This is a genomic window from Paraburkholderia lebeckiae, from assembly GCF_050436325.1.
GTDB classification, from domain to species: Bacteria; Pseudomonadota; Gammaproteobacteria; order Burkholderiales; family Burkholderiaceae; genus Paraburkholderia; species Paraburkholderia tuberum.
This window is the reverse complement of sequence record NZ_JBNDLZ010000002.1, coordinates 1377423-1397497: the sequence shown is the minus strand read 5'-3', so window position 1 is coordinate 1397497 and position 20075 is coordinate 1377423. Positions and strand designations below refer to the sequence as shown.

The following is a 20075-nucleotide window of genomic DNA, read 5'->3' as shown; positions in this document are numbered from 1 at the left end:
CGCGCGTACCACGATGAACGGCACCGCGGAATTCCACTACCGTCTGCCGATGCGCGCGGCCGGCGCGCGGCCCGGCTCGCATCCGGGCTCGAGCTTCGGCTCGGGTCAGCAGTTCGCGATGCACGGCCGGTTGTTCGACTACCCGGACCCGCGCCGGCTCGATCTGCGCGCGAGCTTGCGCGCGGCGCGCGACGAGTGGCTCGTGCGCGTGCATTTGCAGCGCGTCGCGGTGCCGGTGTTCGTGATCGTCGACGTATCGGCGTCGATGCGGTTCGGCAGCCGTAAAACGAAGCTGGAGGTCGCCGCCGATTTCGTCGAAGCGCTCGGCCATAGCGCGTTCCGGGTCGGCGACCGGCTCGGCATGCTGGCCTTCGATGGCGGCGAACGCGACGATCTGTTCATGCCGGCGCGCACGGGGCGGGGCACCGGCTCGCTGCTCGCGAGCATGCTGCGCGAACGCGCCGGTGAAACGGCTGATCGTCAGGCGAATGGTCAGGCAGCACGTCAGGCCGGACGCGCGGCCGTCGAAGGATTGCGGCGTTGCGCGATCCGTATCGCTGGACGCCAGGCGCTCGTGTTCGTCGTGTCCGATTTCCACTGGCCGCTCGCGCGACTGTCGTCGGTACTCGACATGCTGGTGCATGCGTGCGTGGTGCCGATGGTCGTGTGGGACGCGGCCGAGATCACGCCGCCGCAGCACGCCTCGCTGCTGGCCGTCAACGATGCGGAGTCCGGCGAGGAGCGTCGCGTGTGGCTTTCCCGCGATGTGCGCGAGCGCTGGCGCGAAGGCGTCGCGCGCCGTCGCGACGAACTCGCCGCGGGGTTCGGCGCGCGCGGCATCCGGCCGTTCTATGTCGAAGGCGCGTTCGATCCGGAAGCGATGTCGCGCTACTTTCTGGAGATGACGGTATGAGCGCGCGCGGTGTGCGCGGTGGCGTCGCTCGTCGGGCGGCGCTGCGTATGCTGATCGCGTCGCTCTGCGGCGCCGCGAGCGCGACGGCCAGCGCCGCCGTGGTGACCGCGCGCGTTCAGGAGCCGCGCGCGTTCGGCTATGTGCTCGGCGATGTGCTGACGCAGCGCGTGCTGCTGGAGGCCAACGATCGGGACATCGGCGCGGTCACGCCGCCTTCGGTCGGACGCACGGGCGTGTGGCTCGAACGCCGGCCCGTGACGCTCGAAACCGATGCCAACGGCCGCAAGTGGATGGTGATCGCTTATCAGGTCGTCAACGCGCCGCAGACGCTCACGCAGATCACGTTGCCCGCGTTGACGTTGACCTCGGCGGCGGGCACGCAATTGCAGGTCGCCGAATGGCCGGCGAGCATCGGACCGTTGACGCCGCAAACCGCGTTCGCCGCAGGGGATTTGCAGCCGCTGCGGCCCGATCGTCAGGCACCCATGCTGGGCACGGCCGGCTGGCGTCGGCAGATCGCGTGGGCGCTCGGCTTGCTGTTCGTGACCGTGCTCGCGTGGGCGAGCTGGTGGTGGGCGCGCAACCGACGCGAGGCGGCACGGCTGCCGTTCGCGCGTGCATGGCGGCAGATGCAGCGGCTGCCGGAGGCGCCCGCTGCTTCATCGAGCGATGCGTGGGTCTGCCTGCATCGCGCGCTGAACGAAACCGCCGGCCAGGTCGTGCATGCGGCTTCGCTATCCGCGTTGCTCGCGCGCGCGCCCTATCTGCAACCGCTGCGCGCGCAGCTCGAACGTTTCTATCTGGCGTCGTCCGAGCGCTTTTTCACACCGGCGCCGAAGGCCGTCGGGAATCCCGGCGAGCTTTCGTTGCACGCGCTGTGCCGTGCGTTATATCGGGCGGAGAGGCGCCATCAGCGATGACCATGAGCCTCGATTTCGCCCTGCCGTGGATGCTGGTGCTGCTGCCGCTCGCCGCGCTGCCGCTGCTGCGGCGACGCAGCGACACGCTGGTGTTTTCGAGCGTCGCGTGGCTACCCGCCGACGATCTCGGGCGCGCGGCCGGCTGGCTCGTGCGCGGCGGCGCGGCACTGGCGATCGCCGCGATCGTCGTCGGGCTGGCGGGGCCGGGGCGCTCGCAGCTGCAGGTCCTGCGCACCGGCAGCGGCGCGCAGATTTTGATCCTGATGGACCGCAGCGCGAGCATGGACGAGCCGATGGGCAGCAAGGGCGTCGAGTCGCCGCGCGGCGACTCCAAGAACCACGTGGCGCGCGCCGCGTTGACGCGCTTCGTCGAGCAGCGGCCCAACGACCGGCTCGCGTTCATGATGTTCGGCACCAACCCCGTGCTGGCGATGCCGTTCACGTACAACCATCGCGTGATCGAGGCCGCTGTCGCGGCGACGGCGATTGGCCGTGGCATGCCGGACACCGAGCTCGATCGCGGCATGCTCGCGGCGATCGCGCAGTTCGACGGGCGCCTGTCGTCGGGCCGCCGCGCGATCGTGCTCGTCTCCGATGGCGGCGCGGTGCTCGACGAAACGATGCAACGGCGCATCGAGGCGGGACTGCGACGCAACCAGATCGCCCTGTACTTCATCTACTTGCGCAGCAGCGTCTTCAGTCCCGATCTGAACGCGACGCAGCCCGTCAGCGGAACCTCGGCCGAAGCGCAGTTGCATCGCTTCTTTCTGACGCTCAAGACGCCGTATAGGCTGTTTCAGGCCGAAGACCCGAAGGCGATGATGGCGGCGATCGCGGAGATCAACCGGCAGCAGAACGCGACGACGACGTTCGTCGAGCATCTGCCTCGCCAGGACCTGAGTCTGTACTGTTTCGCGCTCGCGCTGTTCTGTTCGGCGCTGCTGGTGCTGCTGCACCAGTTGCAGGTCAGGAGCTGGGCATGAAGCGCACGCTGATCCACACGCTGTTCGGCACCGTGGCGATCTGTTGCGCCGCGTGGGCCGCGTATGGCTTCGTTCGTCTGCAGCACGCGGAGCGCGTCGATCAGGCCATTCTCGCGACGAACGCCGCTGCGCGCGACCAGCCTGCCGGCGACGACGCGCGCGAGGTTCAACTGGCCCGCGCGATAGCGCTGTCAAAAGCGGGCGCGTATGACGCGGCGGCGCGGCTCTATAACGGTCTGATCCCCGCAGGCAGCCCGCCTGACGAAGTCGGCCGCGCGGCGCTGTTCGATCTCGGCAACCTGTACCTGCGCGAAGGCAGCGGCGACACGGCGCAGACGGTCAGGTCTCTCGCGATGATCGGTGAGGCCAAGGCGCGCTACCGGCTCGCGCTGCGCGCGGCGCCCGACGATTGGGACGCGCGCTACAACCTCGAGCGCGCGCTGTGGCTCGCGCCGGAAACGCCGTCCGCGCTCGCCGGGCCCGATGTGAAAGAGCAGCACAACGTCAAGCTGCGTGACCCGCAGAGCCAGGACTTGCCATGAGCGGCGTCTCGCGCGAGCGCGGCTTCGCAAGATGGCGTCACGCGTTGACGCCGCTCGCGCTCGTCGCATTGATCGCGGCGGTTGCGATGCCGGACGTCACTTTGCCGCGCAACACGTTTAACTACATCGTGACGTTCGATATCACGCAAAGCATGGACGTCGAGGACGTGGTGCTCGACGGCGCTCCGCTCAGCCGGCTCGGATTCGCGCGGGCCGCGATGCGCGACGCGCTCGGGCGCTTGCCGTGCGGCTCGAAGGTCGGCTGGAGCGTATTCACGGGGCAGCGGGTGTTGCTGCTGATGGCGCCGGTCGAAGTCTGTGGCAACTACGACGCGCTGCTGGTGTCGCTCGAGCGCATCGACGGGCGCATGCGCTGGACCGACTGGAGCCGCATTGCCGAGGGCGGTGTGTATTCGGCCGTGCGGGTCGCGCAGGAGGTCGGCGGCGGCGCGGCCATCGCGTTCGTCACCGATGGTCAGGAGGCGCCGCCGGTATCGGCGGCGCGCCCGCTGATGGAGGGCATCAATGCCGCGCGGATCAGGGGCTGGCTGATCGGCGTCGGCGGCGACCAGCCCGCGGCCATTCCGAAGACCGACGCCAACGGTAACCGGATCGGCTACTGGCAGGCCGACGACGTGATCCAGGTGGCGCCGACGCCAGGCTCCGGTGTCGAGGCGCAAACGCACGAGGAGTTGTCCGAATTGCGCGGCGAGTACCTTGCGTCGGTGGCGGGGCAGACTGGCCTCGACTACCGGCGCCTGCTGAACGTGACGTCGTTCGGCGCTGCGCTGCTCGATGCGCGCTTCGCTCGCCGCGAACCGGTGCCGACCGATCTGCGCTGGTGTCCAGCGCTGCTCGCGTTGCTGCTGCTCGTCGCGCGCTTCATGCCGGATGCCGTTCTCGCATGGCCGCGCGCCTGGCGAAAGCGCATTCGAACGATCGTATTGCTCATCGCGCCGGCATTCAATGGCCGGCCGACACGAGTCGACTGACTCACGCGAGCGCGAACGTTGATGCTGCAACGATTGAAGGTGCAGGTATCCAATCGAGGCCGCGTAGTTGCTTGCGAAACCTCGCAAGAGTTGCCGGGATCGACCGACTCACGAGGCTTGCGCCAGAAGCTTTTGCCGGTCTTCGAGGCCGGAGAGCGTTGCCAGGAATCATTCTCAATCGTTCCACTTCGACATCGACTCCAGCGCTGAGTCGCGAAGGCGCATGCGCTCGCCACACACGCGAGATACCTCACACATTGACCTACCGGTACGCCAATGACTGACTACAATGTCTGAATGCAAGCGACGCTGCAAGGCGCTCGGTTCGACGGGAGCGCTGTGTCATGTGACGTTTCAATTCCTTCACTGGAGGCATGTGATGACGTGCCAAAACGAGAGGATTGTCGGAGCGCTGCTCGTCTTGATGAGCGGCTACGCGTTTGCGGGCGGCCCCTTCGGCGATGTGCCGCAAGCGATGATGGTCGCCAACATCGTCGCGTCGCCCGTCGAAGTCGTGCCGCCGATTCCCGAGCCTCGGCGCTACTTCGAGCAGCAGCGCTATGCGATGGAGTATCGCGGGGATCAGGGCAAGCCGTTCTACGCGCAAATGGAGAATTACTATAGCGTGGACGTGACGCGCGATGTCCAGCTCGGCACTGCGAAGGCATTGATGTCGTCCGGACCGGAGTTTGCACCGGTGTCCGAACCGGGCGCAAAGGCTGTCGGGAAAAATGCTTCGAATCCTCTGCATCTCGGTCCATCTACCGCGCCGCAATTGTCCATCGTTCAGATGAACAGTTCGGTGTTGTCGATTGGCGCGTCACCGCAGCGACGCTTGTCCTTGACGATCGACAACTGGGTGTTCTCCGGCACCGCGCGCGTCGCGATTCTGCATTCTCACGATACGGGCGCGACGCTGATCGTCAAACGTCGCTACTGAGTAATGTCGGACGGCCGCCGCGCATGTCACGTCGACGAGTCACGTCGACGAAAAGCGCTCGCGATACATCTGCGGCGCCACGCGCAGCTGGCGCACGAAGCTGCAGCGCATCGTTTCCTCGCTGCCGAATCCACATCGCGCCGCAATCCGTTTGATCGACCAGGATGTCTCGCTGAGCAAGCGCTGTGCCGCTTCGATGCGTAGCTGCTCGACCGCGCGGGCCGGCGTGCGGCCCGTTTGCGCCTTGTAGTGGCGCATGAAGCTGCGCTCGCTCATATGAAGCCGTCGCGCGAGCGCGGGGACCGACAGGTCGGATGCGAGATGCGACGTCATCCATGCATGCAATTCGCCGAAACGGTCGTCGGCATGTTGCAGCGACAGCATCGCGCTGAACTGCGACTGACCCCCCGGCCGCTTCAGAAACACGACGAGCTCGCGCGCGACATCGAGCGCCAATGCGCGTCCGTGATCTTCTTCGAGCATGGCCAGCGCGAGGTCGATGCCGGCGGTGACGCCCGCCGATGTCCAGATATCCCCGTCGCGAATAAAGATTGGATCGGCTTCGACGCGCAGTTGGGGATACGCCTGCGCGAGTTCGTCGCAACGCCCCCAATGCGTGGCGACGCGGCGGCCGTCGAGCAGTCCCGCCTCGGCAAGCAGGAACGCGCCCGAGCAGACCGAGGCGACGCGTCTGCAATCCGGCGCATGGCGCTGCGTCCAGCGGATCAGACGCTGATCGGCCGATGCCTGACGAATTCCCCAGCCGCCCGGAACGATCAGCGTATCGACTGGCGCTTTCACCGAGCGTAGCGAACCAGCGAGCACCGCGAGTCCCGACGACGACGTGACGGGCCCGGCTTCGGCTGCCACGACGCGGGGTGAGTAGAGTTCGTCGAGCCCACGCTGCGCGACGAGTTCATTGGCGGACGCAAATACCTGCAGCGGACCGGTGACGTCGAGCAGTTGCATGTTGGGGAAGGCGAGCAGCACGATGGAGGGGGGAGCGCTGAACATATCGTGTGTAAGAGGGGCTGTTAGAGAGCGCGCGCGCGTGGCAGAAAACCGGGGGTTAATGGCAGTCTTGCCAAAGACTACGCGCATAGAATCAATCCGTCCACCTGGAAGACGCGGCGGATCGCGCGTTTCGACTTCTCCCTAGATAAGGTATCCCTATGAGCCTGCAAATCGGTTTTCTGGTGTTTCCGAAAGTACAGCAACTCGATCTGACTGGCCCGCACGACGTGCTTGCATCGTTGCCGGGCGCCACGATGCATCTGATCTGGAAGACACGGGAGCCCGTGGTGTCGAGTAACGGGCTCGTGCTGACGCCGGGCACGACCTACGAAACCTGCCCGCCGCTCGACGTGATCTGTGTGCCGGGCGGAAGCGGCGTGACCGACCTGTTGCAAGACGAGCAAACGATCGACTTCGTTTGCCGACAGGCCGCGAGCGCGCGCTACGTGACGTCGGTCTGCACCGGCGCGTTGCTGCTTGGCGCGGCCGGCTTGCTGCGCGGGCGGCGCGCGACGACTCACTGGGCGTTTCACTCGCTGCTTGAACCGCTCGGCGCGATACCCACGCATGCGCGTGTGGTCCGCGATGGCAATCTGATTACCGGCGGCGGCGTGACGGCAGGCATCGATTTCGGGTTGACCGTAGCGGCCGAATTGGCGGGCGTAGAAGAGGCGCAGGCGATCCAGCTCGAACTCGAATACGCGCCAGCCCCGCCGTTCGACGCGGGCGATCCGGCGTTGGCGCCGCAAGCGGTGGTGGAGCTGGTCCGGCGACGGTCGGCCGCAGGCCTGGCCACGCGGCGTCGGGTAGTGATGGAGATCGCGGAGAGAAGCTAAGTCTTGCATGCGGGTACGGGCATTCCATTAAACTGTGTGGCTCTACCCGTTTCCGCCAGCCGGATTGATGCGATGAAGTACGGCGAATTTTCCCCGGGGCACTCCCCATGCGCGTAGGCAAGCCCGTCAAGGCACTGCCGCAGCCGTCATGCGACTACTGCGGCAACCGTGCGTTGCTCGCGCGTTACGGCGACGAGTCCTACCCCTATCGCAGCGATCAAGGGCCGCTGTGGATCTGCACCGCATGTCAGGCGTGGATCGGCGTTTATTCGCGCAGCAAGCACAACCTGCCGCTGGGCCGCCTCGCCGACGCGACCTTGCGCGAGTCGAAGAGCAAGCTGCACGATGCGCTCGAACCGCTCGTTGCCGGGAAGGTGCGCCGCGATGGCGTCAACGCGTTCGAAGCCCGCGCGAAAGCGATCCGGTGGGTCGCGACCGAGCTTGGCTTCGATCCGGTTCCGGCGAGCATTCACGCGTTCACTCCCGAGCAGTGCGAACAGGCGCTGCGTTATGTCGAGGCCTTTGTCGAGGCTCGGCGTGCGAGATAGCGTGATATCCCCAAGCGATTAGCAGCCTTTCATTCCACCAATACCAACCCGCCATACCGCCTTCCCCGCGCCTCTTCACCCCCACCAAATTGGCAGTTCTCGTGCGATGCGGCTCGGCGGTCGGATCGCACCTGCGTCGGGGTGCAAATCTCCGGTTGCGTCCGTCGCTATCGTGAACTACAAATCTAAGGTTACGCGCTGGCTCGATTTTTGGCGGGCCGGGCTTCCGTTCAGAACCGTTCGAACGACAGGGAGAGTGCCGTCATGGGAATGCGCCCCGATCCTACCTTTCATGCATCGCCGAAGCTCGCGATGGATGCGCCGGCGGAAGAATACGCGTACACGGTACTGCTAAGTCCGGACTCCTCGCAGCCCGACGCGCTGGCCGTGATCGACGTGAAGCCCGGTTCGCCGACTTATAGCCAGGTGGTCCACACGGTGCCGGTGCCGAACAAGGGCGACGAATTCCATCACTTCGGCTGGAATGCGTGTTCGTCCGCGTTGTCGCCGTTGACGGGCCACGCGTTTCTGGAACGTCGCTATCTGATCATTCCGGGCATGCGCTCGTCGCGCATCTATATCGTCGATACGAAGCCGCATCCGACCCAGGCGAAGATTCACAAGATCATCGAGCCGGAGGAAATTTTCCGCAAGACCGGCTATTCGCGTCCGCACACCGTGCATTGCGGACCGGAGGGCATCTACGTGAGCACGCTCGGCGGCGGTGGCAAGGACGGCACCGACGGGCCGCCCGGAATCTTCATCATGGACTGCCAAACATTCGAGGTGCTGGGCCGCTGGGAAATCGAGCGCGGCGCGCAGGAAAAGCATTACGATTTCTGGTGGAATCTGCCGCGCGACTACATGGTGTCGACCGAATGGGCGCTGCCGCCGCAATTCGAAAACGGCATCGTGCCCGAAGACCTGCTCGCGAACAAATACGGCCACCGCGTGCACTTCTGGGATCTCCGCGCGAGGCGCAACGTGCAGACGCTCGATCTCGGCGCGAATCATCAGATGGCGCTCGAAGTGCGGCCCGCGCACGATCCGAGCCGCGAGTACGGCTTTATCGGCGTCGTGGTCGATACGACGAATCTGGAAGGGTCGATCTGGACCTGGTGGCGCGAAGGCGGCCACTTCCACATCGAAAAGACCGCGACCATTCCACCGGAGCCCGCGCATGCCGACGAATTGCCGCCGCTGCTGCAAGGTTTCGGCGCGGTGCCGCCGCTCGTCACCGACATCGATCTTTCGATCGACGATAAATTCCTCTATGTCTCCTGCTGGGGCATCGGCGAGATGCGCCAGTACGACGTCAGCGAACCGCGCAAGCCGAAATTGACGGGCTCGGTGCGCATCGGTGGAATCGAACATTGCACGCCGCATCCGAACGGCAAGACTTTCGCCGGCGGTCCGCAGATGGTCGAGATCAGTCGCGACGGCAAGCGCATCTACTGGACCAACTCGCTCTATTCGACGTGGGACGACCAGTTCTACCCGGATGGTGTGCCCGGCGTGCAAGTGATGGCGCATGCCGAGCCCAATGGCGGTCTCGAGCTCGCCGAAGATTACTTCGTCGAGTTTCCCGCCGGCTATCGCGCGCACCAGATTCGCCTCGAAGGCGGCGACTGCTCGACCGATTCATTCTGCTATCCGTCGGTGGGCGTTTGAGCGGCGCGATGTCGCCGCAAGCGGCACTGTGGCTGGCCGTCCTCGCGAGCGGTGTGTATCACGGACTGAATCCGGCGATGGGGTGGCCGCTCGCGGTGTCGAACGCGCTGATGCAGCGGCGCTCGCAAGCGCTGGTCATAGCGCTTCTTTATCTCGCAGCGGGGCACGCGCTCGCCATATTGCTGATGATGCTGCCGTTCGCGATGCTGGCCAGCGTGCTCGCGTGGCAGCGTCAGATGCAGATCGGCGCGAGCGTGCTGGTGATCGGCTTCGGTCTGGTGTTGCTGATGCGCCGGCGCCATCCGCGCGTACTGGCGAGAATTCCGCCGTCGCGGCTCGCGCTCTGGTCGTTCGCGGTGGCGATCGCGCACGGCGCCGGCTTGATGCTGGTGCCGATCTACCTCGGTCTGTGCCGCGCCGACGCTGTGGACAGCGCGCACAAAGCCGCCCAAACGCTGATCGAAACGAGTCTGCGCATGGCGCTGTCGGTCTCCGCCGTGCATGCGGCGGCAATGACGATGGCCGGCGGCGTGCTCGCATGGCTCGTTTATCGCTACCTCGGGCTCAGGTTCGTGTCGCGCAGCTGGTTCAATCTCGATGCGGTGTGGGCGTCGAGTCTGATTCTGGTGGGAGGCGTGTCGCTGGCGTTGAATGCGGCAGCAGTGGGTGTTTCCAGTTGATTTCGACGAGGCCGATGAGGCCTATGAAGCCCCCGGGCACAGCATATGCTGCGTAGCTTCGGGCAGGGACGCCATTCCGTGCGGGTCCTGATTTTTCCTCTCGTCATCTACACCCGGAGAAGATCATGCCGCTGAAGAAAGGGACATCTAAAGAGACCGTATCGCACAACATCAAGACCGAGTCGAAGCATGGCAAGCCGAACAAGCAGGCTGTCGCGATCGCGTTGAATCAGGCGCGCAAGTCGGGCGCGAAGATTCCGAAGAAGAGTGAAAAATAAGCTGCTTCAGCACACGCGGTTGTCCCCATGACCGACAGGCCGCAGAAAAAGCGCGCGCATGGCGACTCGCAATCGGAGCCAGCGGATGTTGAACCCGATCAGCATCCGGCGAAGCTCGGCGATTGCCGCCGTTGCGCGCTCTGGCGCAACGCGACTCAGGCCGTGGCAGGCGAAGGGGAGCGGCACGCGTCGATCGTGCTGGTCGGCGAGCAACCCGGCGACATGGAAGATCTGCAGGGCAAGCCCTTCGTCGGGCCGGCCGGTGCGTTGCTCGACAGAGCGCTCGAAGAAGCGGGCGTCAAGCGTAACGACGTCTACGTGACGAACGCCGTCAAGCATTTCAAGTGGATCGCGCGCGGCAAGCGTCGCTTGCACAAAACGCCCGCTCAGCGTGAAGTGGATGCTTGCGGCTACTGGCTGGAACAGGAACTCGACATGCCGCATGTGCGCGTGGTCGTGGCCCTGGGCGCGACCGCGTTGAAAGCGGTTGTTCACGACTCGCACGCGCGCTTGCAGGACGCGTTCGACAAAACGTTCGAGCGCGGCGAGCAACGCGTGGTCGCGACGTACCATCCGTCGTTTGCGCTGCGCGCGCCGGACCCTGAAACGCGGCGCGAGGTGTACGAGCGAATCGTCGCTGCGTTGCGCACCGCACAGAAGCTGGCCCACGGCGGCAAGCGCTCAGGATGACGCCGGCGCGTGCGTCGCTCGTCATACGAGGCCTTTCATCAATCGTTGTGCGTCGAACGGCGCCCGAGCTTTTACATCGTTGTCGAAGTAGCAGTAGACGTCTCGCGCGGCTCTGCGAGGCGGCCTGAGTTGCGGCGCGATCAATCGCGCGTCGGCCGGTTGCGAGCCGCCGCGCCATGCATCGATTCGCTCGGCCCATCGTTGCAGAGCGTCGTCCCCATACGAACCCGAGTATTTGGCTTCGCTGCCGTGCAGGCGAATATAGACGAAGTCCGCCGTCAGATCTTCGGCGACGGGCCACGGTTCGGTGGAATCTGAAACGACGAGCGCGACGCCGTAATGCCGAAGCAAGGTCACGAACGCCGGATCGACAAAGCTCGCGTGGCGCACTTCGACCGCGTGACGCAACTTCCGCTTGCGATCGATGTCGACGTAAGGCGTCTTGACACGCGCGTCATGTTGCTTCGCCAGCGCCGATGCGCTCGCGATGTCGGACGGCAACACGCGCAGAAAGCGCTCCATTGCGTCGGGCTCGAATCGGAACGACGGCGGAAATTGCCATAGGATCGGACCAAGCTTTTCGTTCAACGCGAGTAGCCCCTGCGCGAAGAAGTTCGCGATGCCGACACGTGCGCTTTCATCGCGAAACCGCAGCATATGAGTCAGATAGCGCGCGCCTTTGATGCCAAACACGAAGCCGTCAGGCGTTTGCGCGTACCAACGCTGCCAGCTATCGAGCGATTGAAGGCTGTAATGCGTGCCGTTGATTTCGATCGTGCCGAACAGCGCCGACGCGTACTGTAATTCCGCGGCATGCTTGAGATCCTCTGGGTAAAAGCTGCCGCGCCAACCTTGGTAGCGCCAGCCGGAAATGCCGATACGCACATCGCCGGTCTTCTTCATTCGCGCGTCGGGTCCGGCGGAATGGGATTCTTGTCCTGCGCCGACTGCAGCTCGTTCTCCGACGCGGCGTGCTTCTGCTTTTCCTGCTCGTCCTTTCGGCTTTGCTGCGTGTCCGTCGGCGTGGCGACGGGTTTGCGCGGGCTCAGAGAGGCGTTCTTGATGCCAGAGCCAGGCGGATGTTTTGAAGTGCTTTCCATGATGCTCTCCTGCGGAGTCCGGTTCCGGCTCGACGGATCGCAGCGTCATTGAATACGCGCGATTTCCTTCGCGACCGCGGCCGGACTGTCGAAATTGTGATCGGGCAGACGGTCGACCAGATCGACGATGTCGGTATTCGCGTGATTTTTGCGCGCCTGCGCGACCAGCTTTTCGCGCGTGGTCGGGTAATTCACACCACTGAGTGCTTTTTCTACGTCAGCGGGATTCGGCTGACCGGGGTGGCGGTGATCCTGGGAATGGGCGGGGTGCTGTGACATGGTTCCTCCTTGAATGAGTACATCACGACTGTGCGCCTACCGGTACGTGTCGCATATGTCGTGCCTCGGCGCGCGGGCTCGTGATGCGTCTTCCAGCGGCGCACGTCGCGCGAATGAAAAAGAACCCTGCGATGAGGAACGCGACTTGCGCGCAGCCGGCAAAGTAGCGCCGCTGACACAGGACCTTTCGAGGAGCAGGCCATCATGAGCACGATGCTCGCATATCGCATTCACCGCTTCGGCGGTCCCGAGGTGTTGAAGGCTGAAAATATCGAGATCCCCGAGCCTGGCGCGGGCCAGGTGCTGGTGCGCGTGCGCGCGGCCAGCGTCAATCCGGTGGACCTGAAGACGCGCTCGGGCCAGTACCCGTTGATTCGCGAAGAGAAGCTGCCCTATACGCTGGGGCGCGATTTTTCCGGAGTGGTCGAACGGGTCGGCGAGGGCGTCGGGCAATGGCGCGCGGGCGAGCAGGTGTATGGCTTCGTTGGCCAGGGACAGGGTGCGTACGCGGAATTCGTCGTCGTGCCCGCGAACGCGCTAGCGCATGCGCCGGAAAAACTGGACGTGGGGTCCGCGGGCGCCGTGCCGCTCGCCGCGTTGACCGCATGGCAGGGCCTGTTCGATCACGGCTGCCTCGAAGCCGGCGGCCGCGTGTTGATCCATGCGGGCGCGGGTGGCGTTGGACATTTCGCCGTGCAGTTCGCCAAGCAGAAGGGCGCGCAAGTGTACGCTACGGCGTCCGGCGACGGCATCGAGTTCGTGCGCTCGCTCGGTGCGGATCGCGTGATCGACTATCACGCGCAGCGCTTCGAAGACGTCGCGCGGGACATCGACCTCGTGTTCGATCTGATCGGCGGCGATACGCAGCGCCGCTCGTGGTCGGCCGTCGCGACCGGTGGCGCGCTGGTCTCGACGCTCAATGAGCCTTCGCAGACCGAGGCGTCGAACCATGGCGCACGGGCCACGCGTTATACCGCGCGACCCGACGGCCGGCAATTGACGGAGATCGCGTCGTTGCTCGACAAGGGCAGCGTGCGTGTCGTGGTCGCCGAACGGTTTGCGTTCGATGCGACGGCCAAGGCGCTGGAACGGCTCGCGAAAGGCCACGTGCGCGGCAAGATCGTGGTGGAGGTGGCGTCGTAGTACGGAAAGCGCGCTGTCTGCTAGTCCGGATTCGTGTCGTCGCTCGCGCTGCGCAGCGGCGCGCGGCTCTGATCGTTATTCAGATGCACGAACTTTCTCAACAGTCTCAATAGCTCTCGCGCGTCCTCGTCTCCCATCCCGTCGAGCAGGCCGTGATTGAGCGCGTTGACGCCGGGGATCAATTCATCGAGCAACTGCTCTCCAGCCGGCGTCAGCAATAGACGACGCTGGCGGCGCGGCAGAACTTCGCGCACGATCCAGCCTTTCGCTTCGAGCCGTACCGCGATATCGGCGGTGGTCGACGTGTCGAGGCCGACTCGCTGCGCGAGCGTGACCTGATCGAGTCCGGGCAATTCCTGCAGCATCCTGAGCACCGCATACTGAACGGGCGTCACCTCGCGTCCGATCAGATCATGAAACATGGACACGGAAATCTGATGCGCGCGTCGGATCAAATGGCCGGGCTGATCGTATAGATCGATGCTGATCGCGGAAGTGCTGGTATCGGTTGAAGTGACCATATCGTTCTGAAGACCTCGCGCCTTTTCGTTGCGAATGGAAATGGCGAACCGGCGTTCGTGTTACCTGATTGAAAGTTCGTCTAGGGGAAAACCTTCATTTAATCATTAAAGATTCATTGAGTATACTGAATCTCAATGAGTAGACTGAATGTAGTGCACGAATAATCCAGGGAGTGAGACTGACATGTTTCCCAAGAATGCGTGGTACGTCGCATGTATGCCCGATGAAGTCGCGGATAAGCCGCTCGGCCGGCAGATCTGCGGCGAGCCGATGGTTTTCTATCGCAACGCGGAAGGCGCCGTGGTGGCGCTCGAAGACTTCTGTCCGCATCGCGGCGCGCCGCTATCGCTCGGTTTCGTGCGCGATGGCACGCTCGTGTGCGGCTATCACGGCCTCGAAATGGGCTGTCAGGGCAAGGCGACCGGCATGCCGGGGCAACGCGTCAACGGCTTTCCATCGATTCGCAGCTATCCAGTGATCGAGCGCTATGGCTTCGTCTGGGTGTGGCCCGGCGATGCGGCGCAGGCCGATGCCGCCAGGCTGCATCATCTGGAGTGGGCCGAGAGTGCCGAATGGGCGTACGGCGGCGGTCTTTATCACATCCGCTGTGATTACCGGCTGATGATCGACAACCTGATGGATCTGACGCACGAGACCTATGTGCACGCGAACAGCATCGGGCAAAGGGAGATCGACGAAGCCGCGCCGAAAACCGTAGCCGAAGGCGATACCGTGCGCACGAGCCGTTTCATGGAAAATGTCGCGGCCCCGCCGTTCTGGAAGATGGCGTTGCGCGGCAATGGTCTCGCCGACGACGTGCCCGTCGACCGTTGGCAGATCTGCCACTTCACGCCGCCGAGTCACGTGCTGATCGAGGTGGGCGTCGCGCATACCGGGCATGGCGGCTATCACGCGCCGGCCGACAAGAAAGCGTCGTCGATCGTGGTGGATTTCATCACGCCGGAAACGGAGACGTCGATCTGGTATTTCTGGGGCATGGCGCGCAATTTCCGTCCCGACGATCCGGCGCTGACCGCGAGCATCCGCGAAGGGCAGGGCAAGATCTTCAGTGAAGATCTGGAGATGCTCGAACGTCAGCAGCAGAACCTGTTGCGCTGGCCCGAGCGCAATCTGCTGAAGCTCAATATCGATGCGGGCGGCGTGATGTCGCGTCGCGTGATCGATCGGCTCGTCGCGCAGGAACGCGCGGAGACGGGCGCGCCGCAGGCTGAAGTGACGCGCGTCATTCCCGTGCGGACGGCGACATGAATCATCCCGTGCTGAATGTGGTGGTCGCGCGCCGGCGCGACGAAGCGCCCGGTATCGCGAGCTTCGAACTCGCGAGCGAAAACGCTCAGGCGTTGCCCGCGTTCGACGCCGGCTCGCACGTCGATGTGCATTTGCCAAACGGGCTCGTGCGTCAGTACTCGTTGTGCAACGACCCGCGCGAAACGCATCGCTATCTGATCGCAGTGCTGCGCGACGAAGGGGGACGCGGCGGATCGAAAGCGGTGCACGATCTGGTCCGCGAAGGCGATCGCCTGCAGATCGGCGCGCCGCGCAATCATTTCGCGCTCGCTGACGATGCGGCTCATCATCTGCTGCTCGCGGGCGGGATCGGCGTCACGCCGATTCTTTGCATGGCCGAGCGGCTTGCCGCCACGGGCGCTTCGTTCGACATGCACTACTGCACGCGCTCGAAGGAACGCACGGCGTTCGTCGAGCGTCTTGCACAAGCCGGCTTCGCGAAGTCGGTCCAGCTTCATCACGATGACCATCCGGGCGGCTCGACGTTCGATATCGAGCAGACGCTCAGCGATGCGCCGGCCGGCACCCACCTGTATATCTGCGGTCCGCGCGGCTTCATGGACTTCGTGCTCGGGACCGCACGTGCGAAGGGCTGGCCGGAAAACAGGCTGCACTACGAGTTCTTCGGCGCGGCCGCGAATCAGGCGGCGACGGGCGGCAGCTTCCAGGTGCGCATCGCGAGCAGCGGCGCGACGATCGACGTGCGGCCCGAATGCACGGTCGTGCAGGCGCTGGCCGCGCATGGCGTCGAAGTGATCACGTCGTGCGAGCAGGGCGTGTGCGGTACCTGTTTGACGCGGGTGCTGTCCGGCGAGCCGGATCATCTGGATTCGTATCTGACCGACGAGGAACGCGCGGCAAACGACCAGTTCCTGCCGTGCTGCTCGCGCGCGAAATCGCCGCTGCTGGTGCTCGATCTGTGATTTTCTGCGGTACGACGGGCCTGTTGCCCGTCGTACCGCTTATTTATTGCGCTTTTCCCTCAGAATCCGACGAACTTACCGTGCGCACACTCAACGCCGGATCGTGCGCAATCGCTTCTTCGGAGAACGGAATAATCGTCCAGCGTTGGGCCGCGTAATCGCGCGTCCCGTCGGCATAGTGCGGCGACGCCGGGTCATCCGATTCTGACGGTGCGAGCAGCGTGCGCGCGATCACCCGGGCGCCGGCGAACGACACTATCTGCAGATAGGTGTCGCCCATTGGTTTGACGTTCATCGAATAGCCGCTCGCATCGAAGGGATGCGCGGCACACGCCGAGGTGAAATAGCCGCCCGCGTCGCAACCCCCGAATAGCGCAATGCGCTCGTCGTTGCGTTGCACGTAGAGCGCCGCGCTGCGCGGTGCATCGATCGCGATGCCGGCGCGTTGCAGTGCCGCGAGCGCGTCATGCAGCGCGGCGGCGAGCTGCGCCGGATCGGCGGCGATGCCCGCGGGTGTGGTCAACGGCTTCGCGGGATCGAACGGTACCGCGTATAGCTGCGCGGGCGGTATCGTCAGCAGACGTCGCCACAGTTCGTCCCACAAGGTTGCCCCCACTGCGTCGGCCGCGGCCGTATCGTCCCATGCGGCGAGTACCTTGCACGCCGCGCGCTGCTGGTCGGCGTTCGGGTCGGCCGGCAGGGCCGCGAGCGTGTCGCTGCCGCACAGACGTTCGAGCACGGGTTGCTTGAACAGCAACGCCGACATCGAGCGGCTGTCGAGCGCAGCGTGACCGAGCGCATCGGCGGAAACGCCATGCGGATCGCTCTGCAATTGCGCCGCGATCATATGGCCCAGTCGCGTGCGCAGCGTCTGCGGCGTCGCGGTCGCACCGATGATCTTCGCATAGCCGGTCATCGGTTCGGCCGGGTTGCTGAGCCAGTAACTGTCGTTGAAATTGCCGACATAGTCGCGCCGAAGCAGCGACGGCATCTGCGCGACCGGCAACGCATGATGCTGTACCGCGCCGGGCTCGTCGCGCCAGTCGCAGTCGCTGCGCGAACCGTCGAGGACCGGCACGCCGGGCATGATCCGCGCCAGTGCCCGGCCGACCGGCGGCGTGCAACGCTGCGTGAGTTCGTCGGGCACGTCCGGGGTCGCGCCGATATCCGCGTACCAGACGCGCGGATCGTCACGGCCGATCGCGAGCGTGTTGACCCATGGCATCGCCGCGTTCTTCTTCTGGATGGCGATGAAATCGTCGAGCGAGGCCGCCTGATTCCATGCGCGGAAGTTTTCGAACACGCGGAAGTTGTCGGTATTGATATCGCGCAGCGCGAACGCTTGCTGCGCATTCCACGCGAGCGCGGGCGACATCGTGCCGAGATTGACCAGCGGTCCGAAGCGCGAACGATACAGCGTGCGCGACACGGTATGCAGCGAACCGTCGGCGGCGCGTACCTCGACGTTCACGCGCGTCGGCGTCATCGCTTCGCTGTCGCCGTCGACCTGATACCGGGTTGGCGCGCCAGGTTCGAGCGTCAGCTTGAAGAGGCCGAAGCGCTTCGCGGTGGAGACGGTATGGGTCCAGGCGACGTTGTCGTTGAAGCCGATCATGATCAGCGGTACGCCGAGAAACGACACGCCGCTGACGTTCAACTTGCCAGGAAGAGTGAGTTGAGCCTGGTAGAAGCGATCGGGGCCGGTCCAGAACCAATGCGGATTGCCGAGCAGCAGCGCGCTGCCGGTGCGCGTCGCGTCCGCGCCGAACGCGAGAGCGTTGCTGCCGATGCCCGCATGGCCGCCGAATTCGGCGAGCGATGGGTCAACGGGGGCGTCGTCGTGCAACGCGCTTTGCGGCGGCACCGGCATCGCCTGGGGCGGTTGCGCGGTCGCGATCGCGTTGATGAAGCGCGCCTCGCCACCGGCCAGATTCGCCGTGATCTGACGCCGGTACAAGTCCGCGTTGCTGATCTTGCCGAGCCACGGCGCCGCGCGGCAGGCCGCATGCGCCCCCGGGAAATCGCCGTGCGCGAGATCGGCGACGTAGCGGTTATAGCCGGCGACGAAGCCGTCGATCAACGCGCGCATGTCGTCGGTCTGGCTTTTGCGGTAACGCGCGACGGTCGCATCGTCGACGATGAAACGGAAGAAGAAATCCGAATTGAGATTGTCGGGCTGGCCGAACGTCGCGCCGAGCGTGGGCCGCGCGTCGGCGCCGAAGAAGCGCGAGCGTTCGCCGCGATAGGTGACGAAGCTTTCGGCCATCGTGCACAGATTGTCTTGCGCCTGCGCGTAGCCGTATCCGTAGCCGAGGCTGCCCCAGTTGTCGGCGTTGATGTGCGGAATCCCGAGCGCGGTGCGGCGGATGTCGGCGCGATACGGGCCGGTGTGCGCGACATTGTCCGCATCGGGACTCGCGCAGCTCTGCAGAGCTGCGACGAGGGGCAGGGCGATCAGCAGGGCGGCGAGGCGGCGGAGCAGAGAGACGTTCGAACGCATGGCCTTTTGTGGTTGGGCGGACGTTGAGCGGTGACGGGCGTGTCGCAATCGGGAGCTTAGCGGGGAATTGGCGGCGGGTCACGCTGGGGCTGCGAGCGGTTTCTCCGCCACGCCCGCACCCTCGGCGGACGCGGCCTGATTTTTGCTGATCTGCTCGGGCGTCGCCTCGTTCGCAGGCGACGGCGCGTGTCGAACGATCATCACTCTCAGCGGAGTCGCCAGTGGCAGCAGCGGAAGCATCCGGAACGTCAGGCCGGCGCGTCAGGGACGGCAGCTTCACGTTGTTACCGGCGCTGGCTATCGGTTTCGCCAACTCCGCACACGCGAACACGACGGCGCCGCTGAACTACTTCCTGCACGCGGCTGGCCCGGCGGCCCGTCCGACGCTGTACCTCGGCTGGGTTTTCACCGCGATCGTGACGCTGGTCACGCTGATCGTCGCTGGCCTGTTGATCGGCGCGATGGTCCGCAAGCGTCCCCCGGCGCAACCGGATGCGCTGAGCGCCGAGCCCGGCGGCATACGCTGGGTGTTCATCGGCACCGCCGTGTCGTCGGTCGTGCTGTTGGCGATGCTGGTCTATGCATTGATCACGCTCGAATCGGTGGCGTCGCCCGCGTCGTATCCGCAATTGACGATCACCGTGACCGCTTACGACTGGTGGTGGAAAGCCGATTACCGCGACGATCCGAACCCCGCCCGCGACTTCAGCACGGCGAACGAGATTCATATTCCGGTCGGTGAGCCGGTGAAGATCGAACTCAAAAGCGCGGACGTCGTGCACGCATTCTGGGTACCGCAACTCGCGGGCAAGACGCAGACGATTCCAGGCCAAACCAACGAGCAGTGGCTGCAGGCGGACCGTCCCGGTATTTATCGTGGGCAATGCTCGCAATTCTGCGGCGCGCAGCACGCGCATATGGCGTTCGAAGTGATCGCGCAGGACGCCGCGGCGTTCAACGCGTGGCGCGACGCGCAGGGACGCGCGGCCACCGTGCCCACGGGCGACGCGGCTGTCGCGGCCGGCCAGCATCTGTTCGAGGAGCGCTGCGCGGGTTGCCACACGATTCGCGGCACCAAGGCGACTGGCCTGCAGGCGCCCGATCTGACGCATCTCGGTTCGCGTCGCACGATCGCGGCAGGCGCGCTCAGCAACACGCCCGACCATCTGCTCGACTGGATCGAGCACGCCCAGCGGATCAAACCCGATGCATTGATGCCCAGTATCGCGCTGACCACCAGCGAGGCCGCCGCGTTGTCGGCGTATCTCGCGACGCTGCATTGAAGCGCATCGC

22 protein-coding genes are annotated in these 20075 nt (G+C 65.0%); 16 read left to right on the top strand and 6 right to left on the bottom strand.

Annotated elements, in window-relative coordinates; translation table 11 throughout:
- The first annotated feature begins 13 nt into the window (after nt 1-13).
- From OKW44_RS09605 to OKW44_RS09580, 6 genes are all read left to right on the top strand, one after another.
- On the top strand, nt 14-913 hold the full coding sequence (locus OKW44_RS09605; RefSeq protein WP_018424619.1) for a DUF58 domain-containing protein: 900 nt from the start codon (nt 14-16) through the stop codon (nt 911-913).
- The gene (locus OKW44_RS09600) at nt 910-1833 is read left to right on the top strand and encodes a hypothetical protein (RefSeq protein ID WP_018424620.1); all 924 of its coding nucleotides are present in this window, start codon (nt 910-912) and stop codon (nt 1831-1833) included. Before OKW44_RS09605 ends, OKW44_RS09600 begins: the two co-directional genes overlap by 4 nt.
- Nucleotides 1830-2816: a vWA domain-containing protein gene (locus tag OKW44_RS09595; protein ID WP_018424621.1), complete on the top strand. Its 987-nt coding sequence runs from the start codon at nt 1830-1832 to the stop codon at nt 2814-2816. The genes OKW44_RS09600 and OKW44_RS09595 overlap by 4 nt, the downstream gene beginning before the upstream one ends.
- Nucleotides 2813-3358, top strand: a complete 546-nt coding sequence (locus OKW44_RS09590; protein ID WP_018424622.1) for a hypothetical protein — start codon at nt 2813-2815, stop codon at nt 3356-3358. Before OKW44_RS09595 ends, OKW44_RS09590 begins: the two co-directional genes overlap by 4 nt.
- Entirely contained in the window at nt 3355-4350 is a 996-nt protein-coding gene (locus OKW44_RS09585) for a vWA domain-containing protein (protein ID WP_018424623.1), read from the top strand. The genes OKW44_RS09590 and OKW44_RS09585 overlap by 4 nt, the downstream gene beginning before the upstream one ends.
- Nucleotides 4351-4729: 379 nt before the next feature.
- Nucleotides 4730-5290 carry a hypothetical protein gene (locus tag OKW44_RS09580; RefSeq protein ID WP_018424624.1) on the top strand — a complete coding sequence of 187 codons (561 nt, stop codon included), beginning with the start codon at nt 4730-4732 and terminating at the stop codon, nt 5288-5290.
- A 39-nt stretch (nt 5291-5329) separates the two neighbouring features.
- On the opposite strand, the gene OKW44_RS09575 is transcribed toward OKW44_RS09580, so the two are convergent.
- Nucleotides 5330-6304 (bottom strand): GlxA family transcriptional regulator, encoded by a 975-nt coding sequence (locus OKW44_RS09575; RefSeq protein WP_026226553.1) that lies wholly within the window; start codon nt 6302-6304, stop codon nt 5330-5332.
- Between the two features lie 158 nt (nt 6305-6462).
- On the opposite strand from OKW44_RS09575, the gene OKW44_RS09570 reads away from it, so the two are divergent.
- The 6 genes from OKW44_RS09570 (at nt 6463) to OKW44_RS09545 (ending at nt 11007) form a co-directional block, all read left to right on the top strand.
- Entirely contained in the window at nt 6463-7140 is a 678-nt protein-coding gene (locus OKW44_RS09570; RefSeq protein WP_018424626.1) for a DJ-1/PfpI family protein, read from the top strand.
- Between the two features lie 107 nt (nt 7141-7247).
- Complete coding sequence (locus tag OKW44_RS09565) at nt 7248-7688, top strand: zinc-finger-containing protein (protein ID WP_018424627.1); 441 nt, start codon at nt 7248-7250, stop codon at nt 7686-7688.
- Between the two features lie 264 nt (nt 7689-7952).
- Complete coding sequence (locus OKW44_RS09560) at nt 7953-9359, top strand: selenium-binding protein SBP56-related protein (RefSeq protein WP_026226554.1); 1407 nt, start codon at nt 7953-7955, stop codon at nt 9357-9359.
- Nucleotides 9360-9367: 8 nt separating this feature from the next.
- Complete coding sequence (locus OKW44_RS09555) at nt 9368-10039, top strand: hypothetical protein (protein WP_035471833.1); 672 nt, start codon at nt 9368-9370, stop codon at nt 10037-10039.
- 125 nt (nt 10040-10164) lie between these two features.
- Nucleotides 10165-10317, top strand: coding sequence for a DUF6496 domain-containing protein (locus OKW44_RS09550; RefSeq protein WP_018424630.1), 153 nt, complete (start codon nt 10165-10167; stop codon nt 10315-10317).
- Between the two features lie 27 nt (nt 10318-10344).
- Nucleotides 10345-11007 (top strand): UdgX family uracil-DNA binding protein, encoded by a 663-nt coding sequence (locus OKW44_RS09545; protein WP_018424631.1) that lies wholly within the window; start codon nt 10345-10347, stop codon nt 11005-11007.
- 21 nt (nt 11008-11028) lie between these two features.
- Here OKW44_RS09545 and OKW44_RS09540 read toward each other — a convergent pair whose 3' ends face one another.
- The 3 genes from OKW44_RS09540 to OKW44_RS09530 are packed head-to-tail and all read right to left on the bottom strand — an operon-like array spanning nt 11029 to nt 12386.
- On the bottom strand, nt 11029-11910 hold the full coding sequence (locus OKW44_RS09540; RefSeq protein ID WP_018424632.1) for a DUF72 domain-containing protein: 882 nt from the start codon (nt 11908-11910) through the stop codon (nt 11029-11031).
- Nucleotides 11907-12107, bottom strand: a complete 201-nt coding sequence (locus OKW44_RS09535; RefSeq protein WP_018424633.1) for a hypothetical protein — start codon at nt 12105-12107, stop codon at nt 11907-11909. Before OKW44_RS09535 ends, OKW44_RS09540 begins: the two co-directional genes overlap by 4 nt.
- Before the next feature lie 45 nt (nt 12108-12152).
- The gene (locus tag OKW44_RS09530) at nt 12153-12386 is read right to left on the bottom strand and encodes a DUF2795 domain-containing protein (RefSeq protein ID WP_026226555.1); all 234 of its coding nucleotides are present in this window, start codon (nt 12384-12386) and stop codon (nt 12153-12155) included.
- Between the two features lie 204 nt (nt 12387-12590).
- Here OKW44_RS09530 and OKW44_RS09525 point away from each other — a divergent pair, with 204 nt between their 5' ends.
- On the top strand, nt 12591-13529 hold the full coding sequence (locus OKW44_RS09525; RefSeq protein WP_018424635.1) for an NADP-dependent oxidoreductase: 939 nt from the start codon (nt 12591-12593) through the stop codon (nt 13527-13529).
- A gap of 20 nt (nt 13530-13549) precedes the next feature.
- On the opposite strand, the gene OKW44_RS09520 is transcribed toward OKW44_RS09525, so the two are convergent.
- Complete coding sequence (locus OKW44_RS09520; RefSeq protein ID WP_018424636.1) at nt 13550-14050, bottom strand: MarR family winged helix-turn-helix transcriptional regulator; 501 nt, start codon at nt 14048-14050, stop codon at nt 13550-13552.
- A 184-nt stretch (nt 14051-14234) separates the two neighbouring features.
- Between OKW44_RS09520 and OKW44_RS09515 the strand changes: the two genes are divergently transcribed.
- Nucleotides 14235-15320 (top strand): Rieske 2Fe-2S domain-containing protein, encoded by a 1086-nt coding sequence (locus OKW44_RS09515; RefSeq protein WP_018424637.1) that lies wholly within the window; start codon nt 14235-14237, stop codon nt 15318-15320.
- Entirely contained in the window at nt 15317-16282 is a 966-nt protein-coding gene (locus OKW44_RS09510) for a PDR/VanB family oxidoreductase (RefSeq protein WP_018424638.1), read from the top strand. The genes OKW44_RS09515 and OKW44_RS09510 overlap by 4 nt, the downstream gene beginning before the upstream one ends.
- A gap of 43 nt (nt 16283-16325) precedes the next feature.
- On the opposite strand, the gene OKW44_RS09505 is transcribed toward OKW44_RS09510, so the two are convergent.
- On the bottom strand, nt 16326-18782 hold the full coding sequence (locus tag OKW44_RS09505) for a penicillin acylase family protein (protein ID WP_018424639.1): 2457 nt from the start codon (nt 18780-18782) through the stop codon (nt 16326-16328).
- Between the two features lie 221 nt (nt 18783-19003).
- On the opposite strand from OKW44_RS09505, the gene coxB reads away from it, so the two are divergent.
- Complete coding sequence (gene coxB / locus OKW44_RS09500; RefSeq protein WP_113061995.1) at nt 19004-20065, top strand: cytochrome c oxidase subunit II; 1062 nt, start codon at nt 19004-19006, stop codon at nt 20063-20065.
- Nucleotides 20066-20075: the final 10 nt, after the last annotated feature.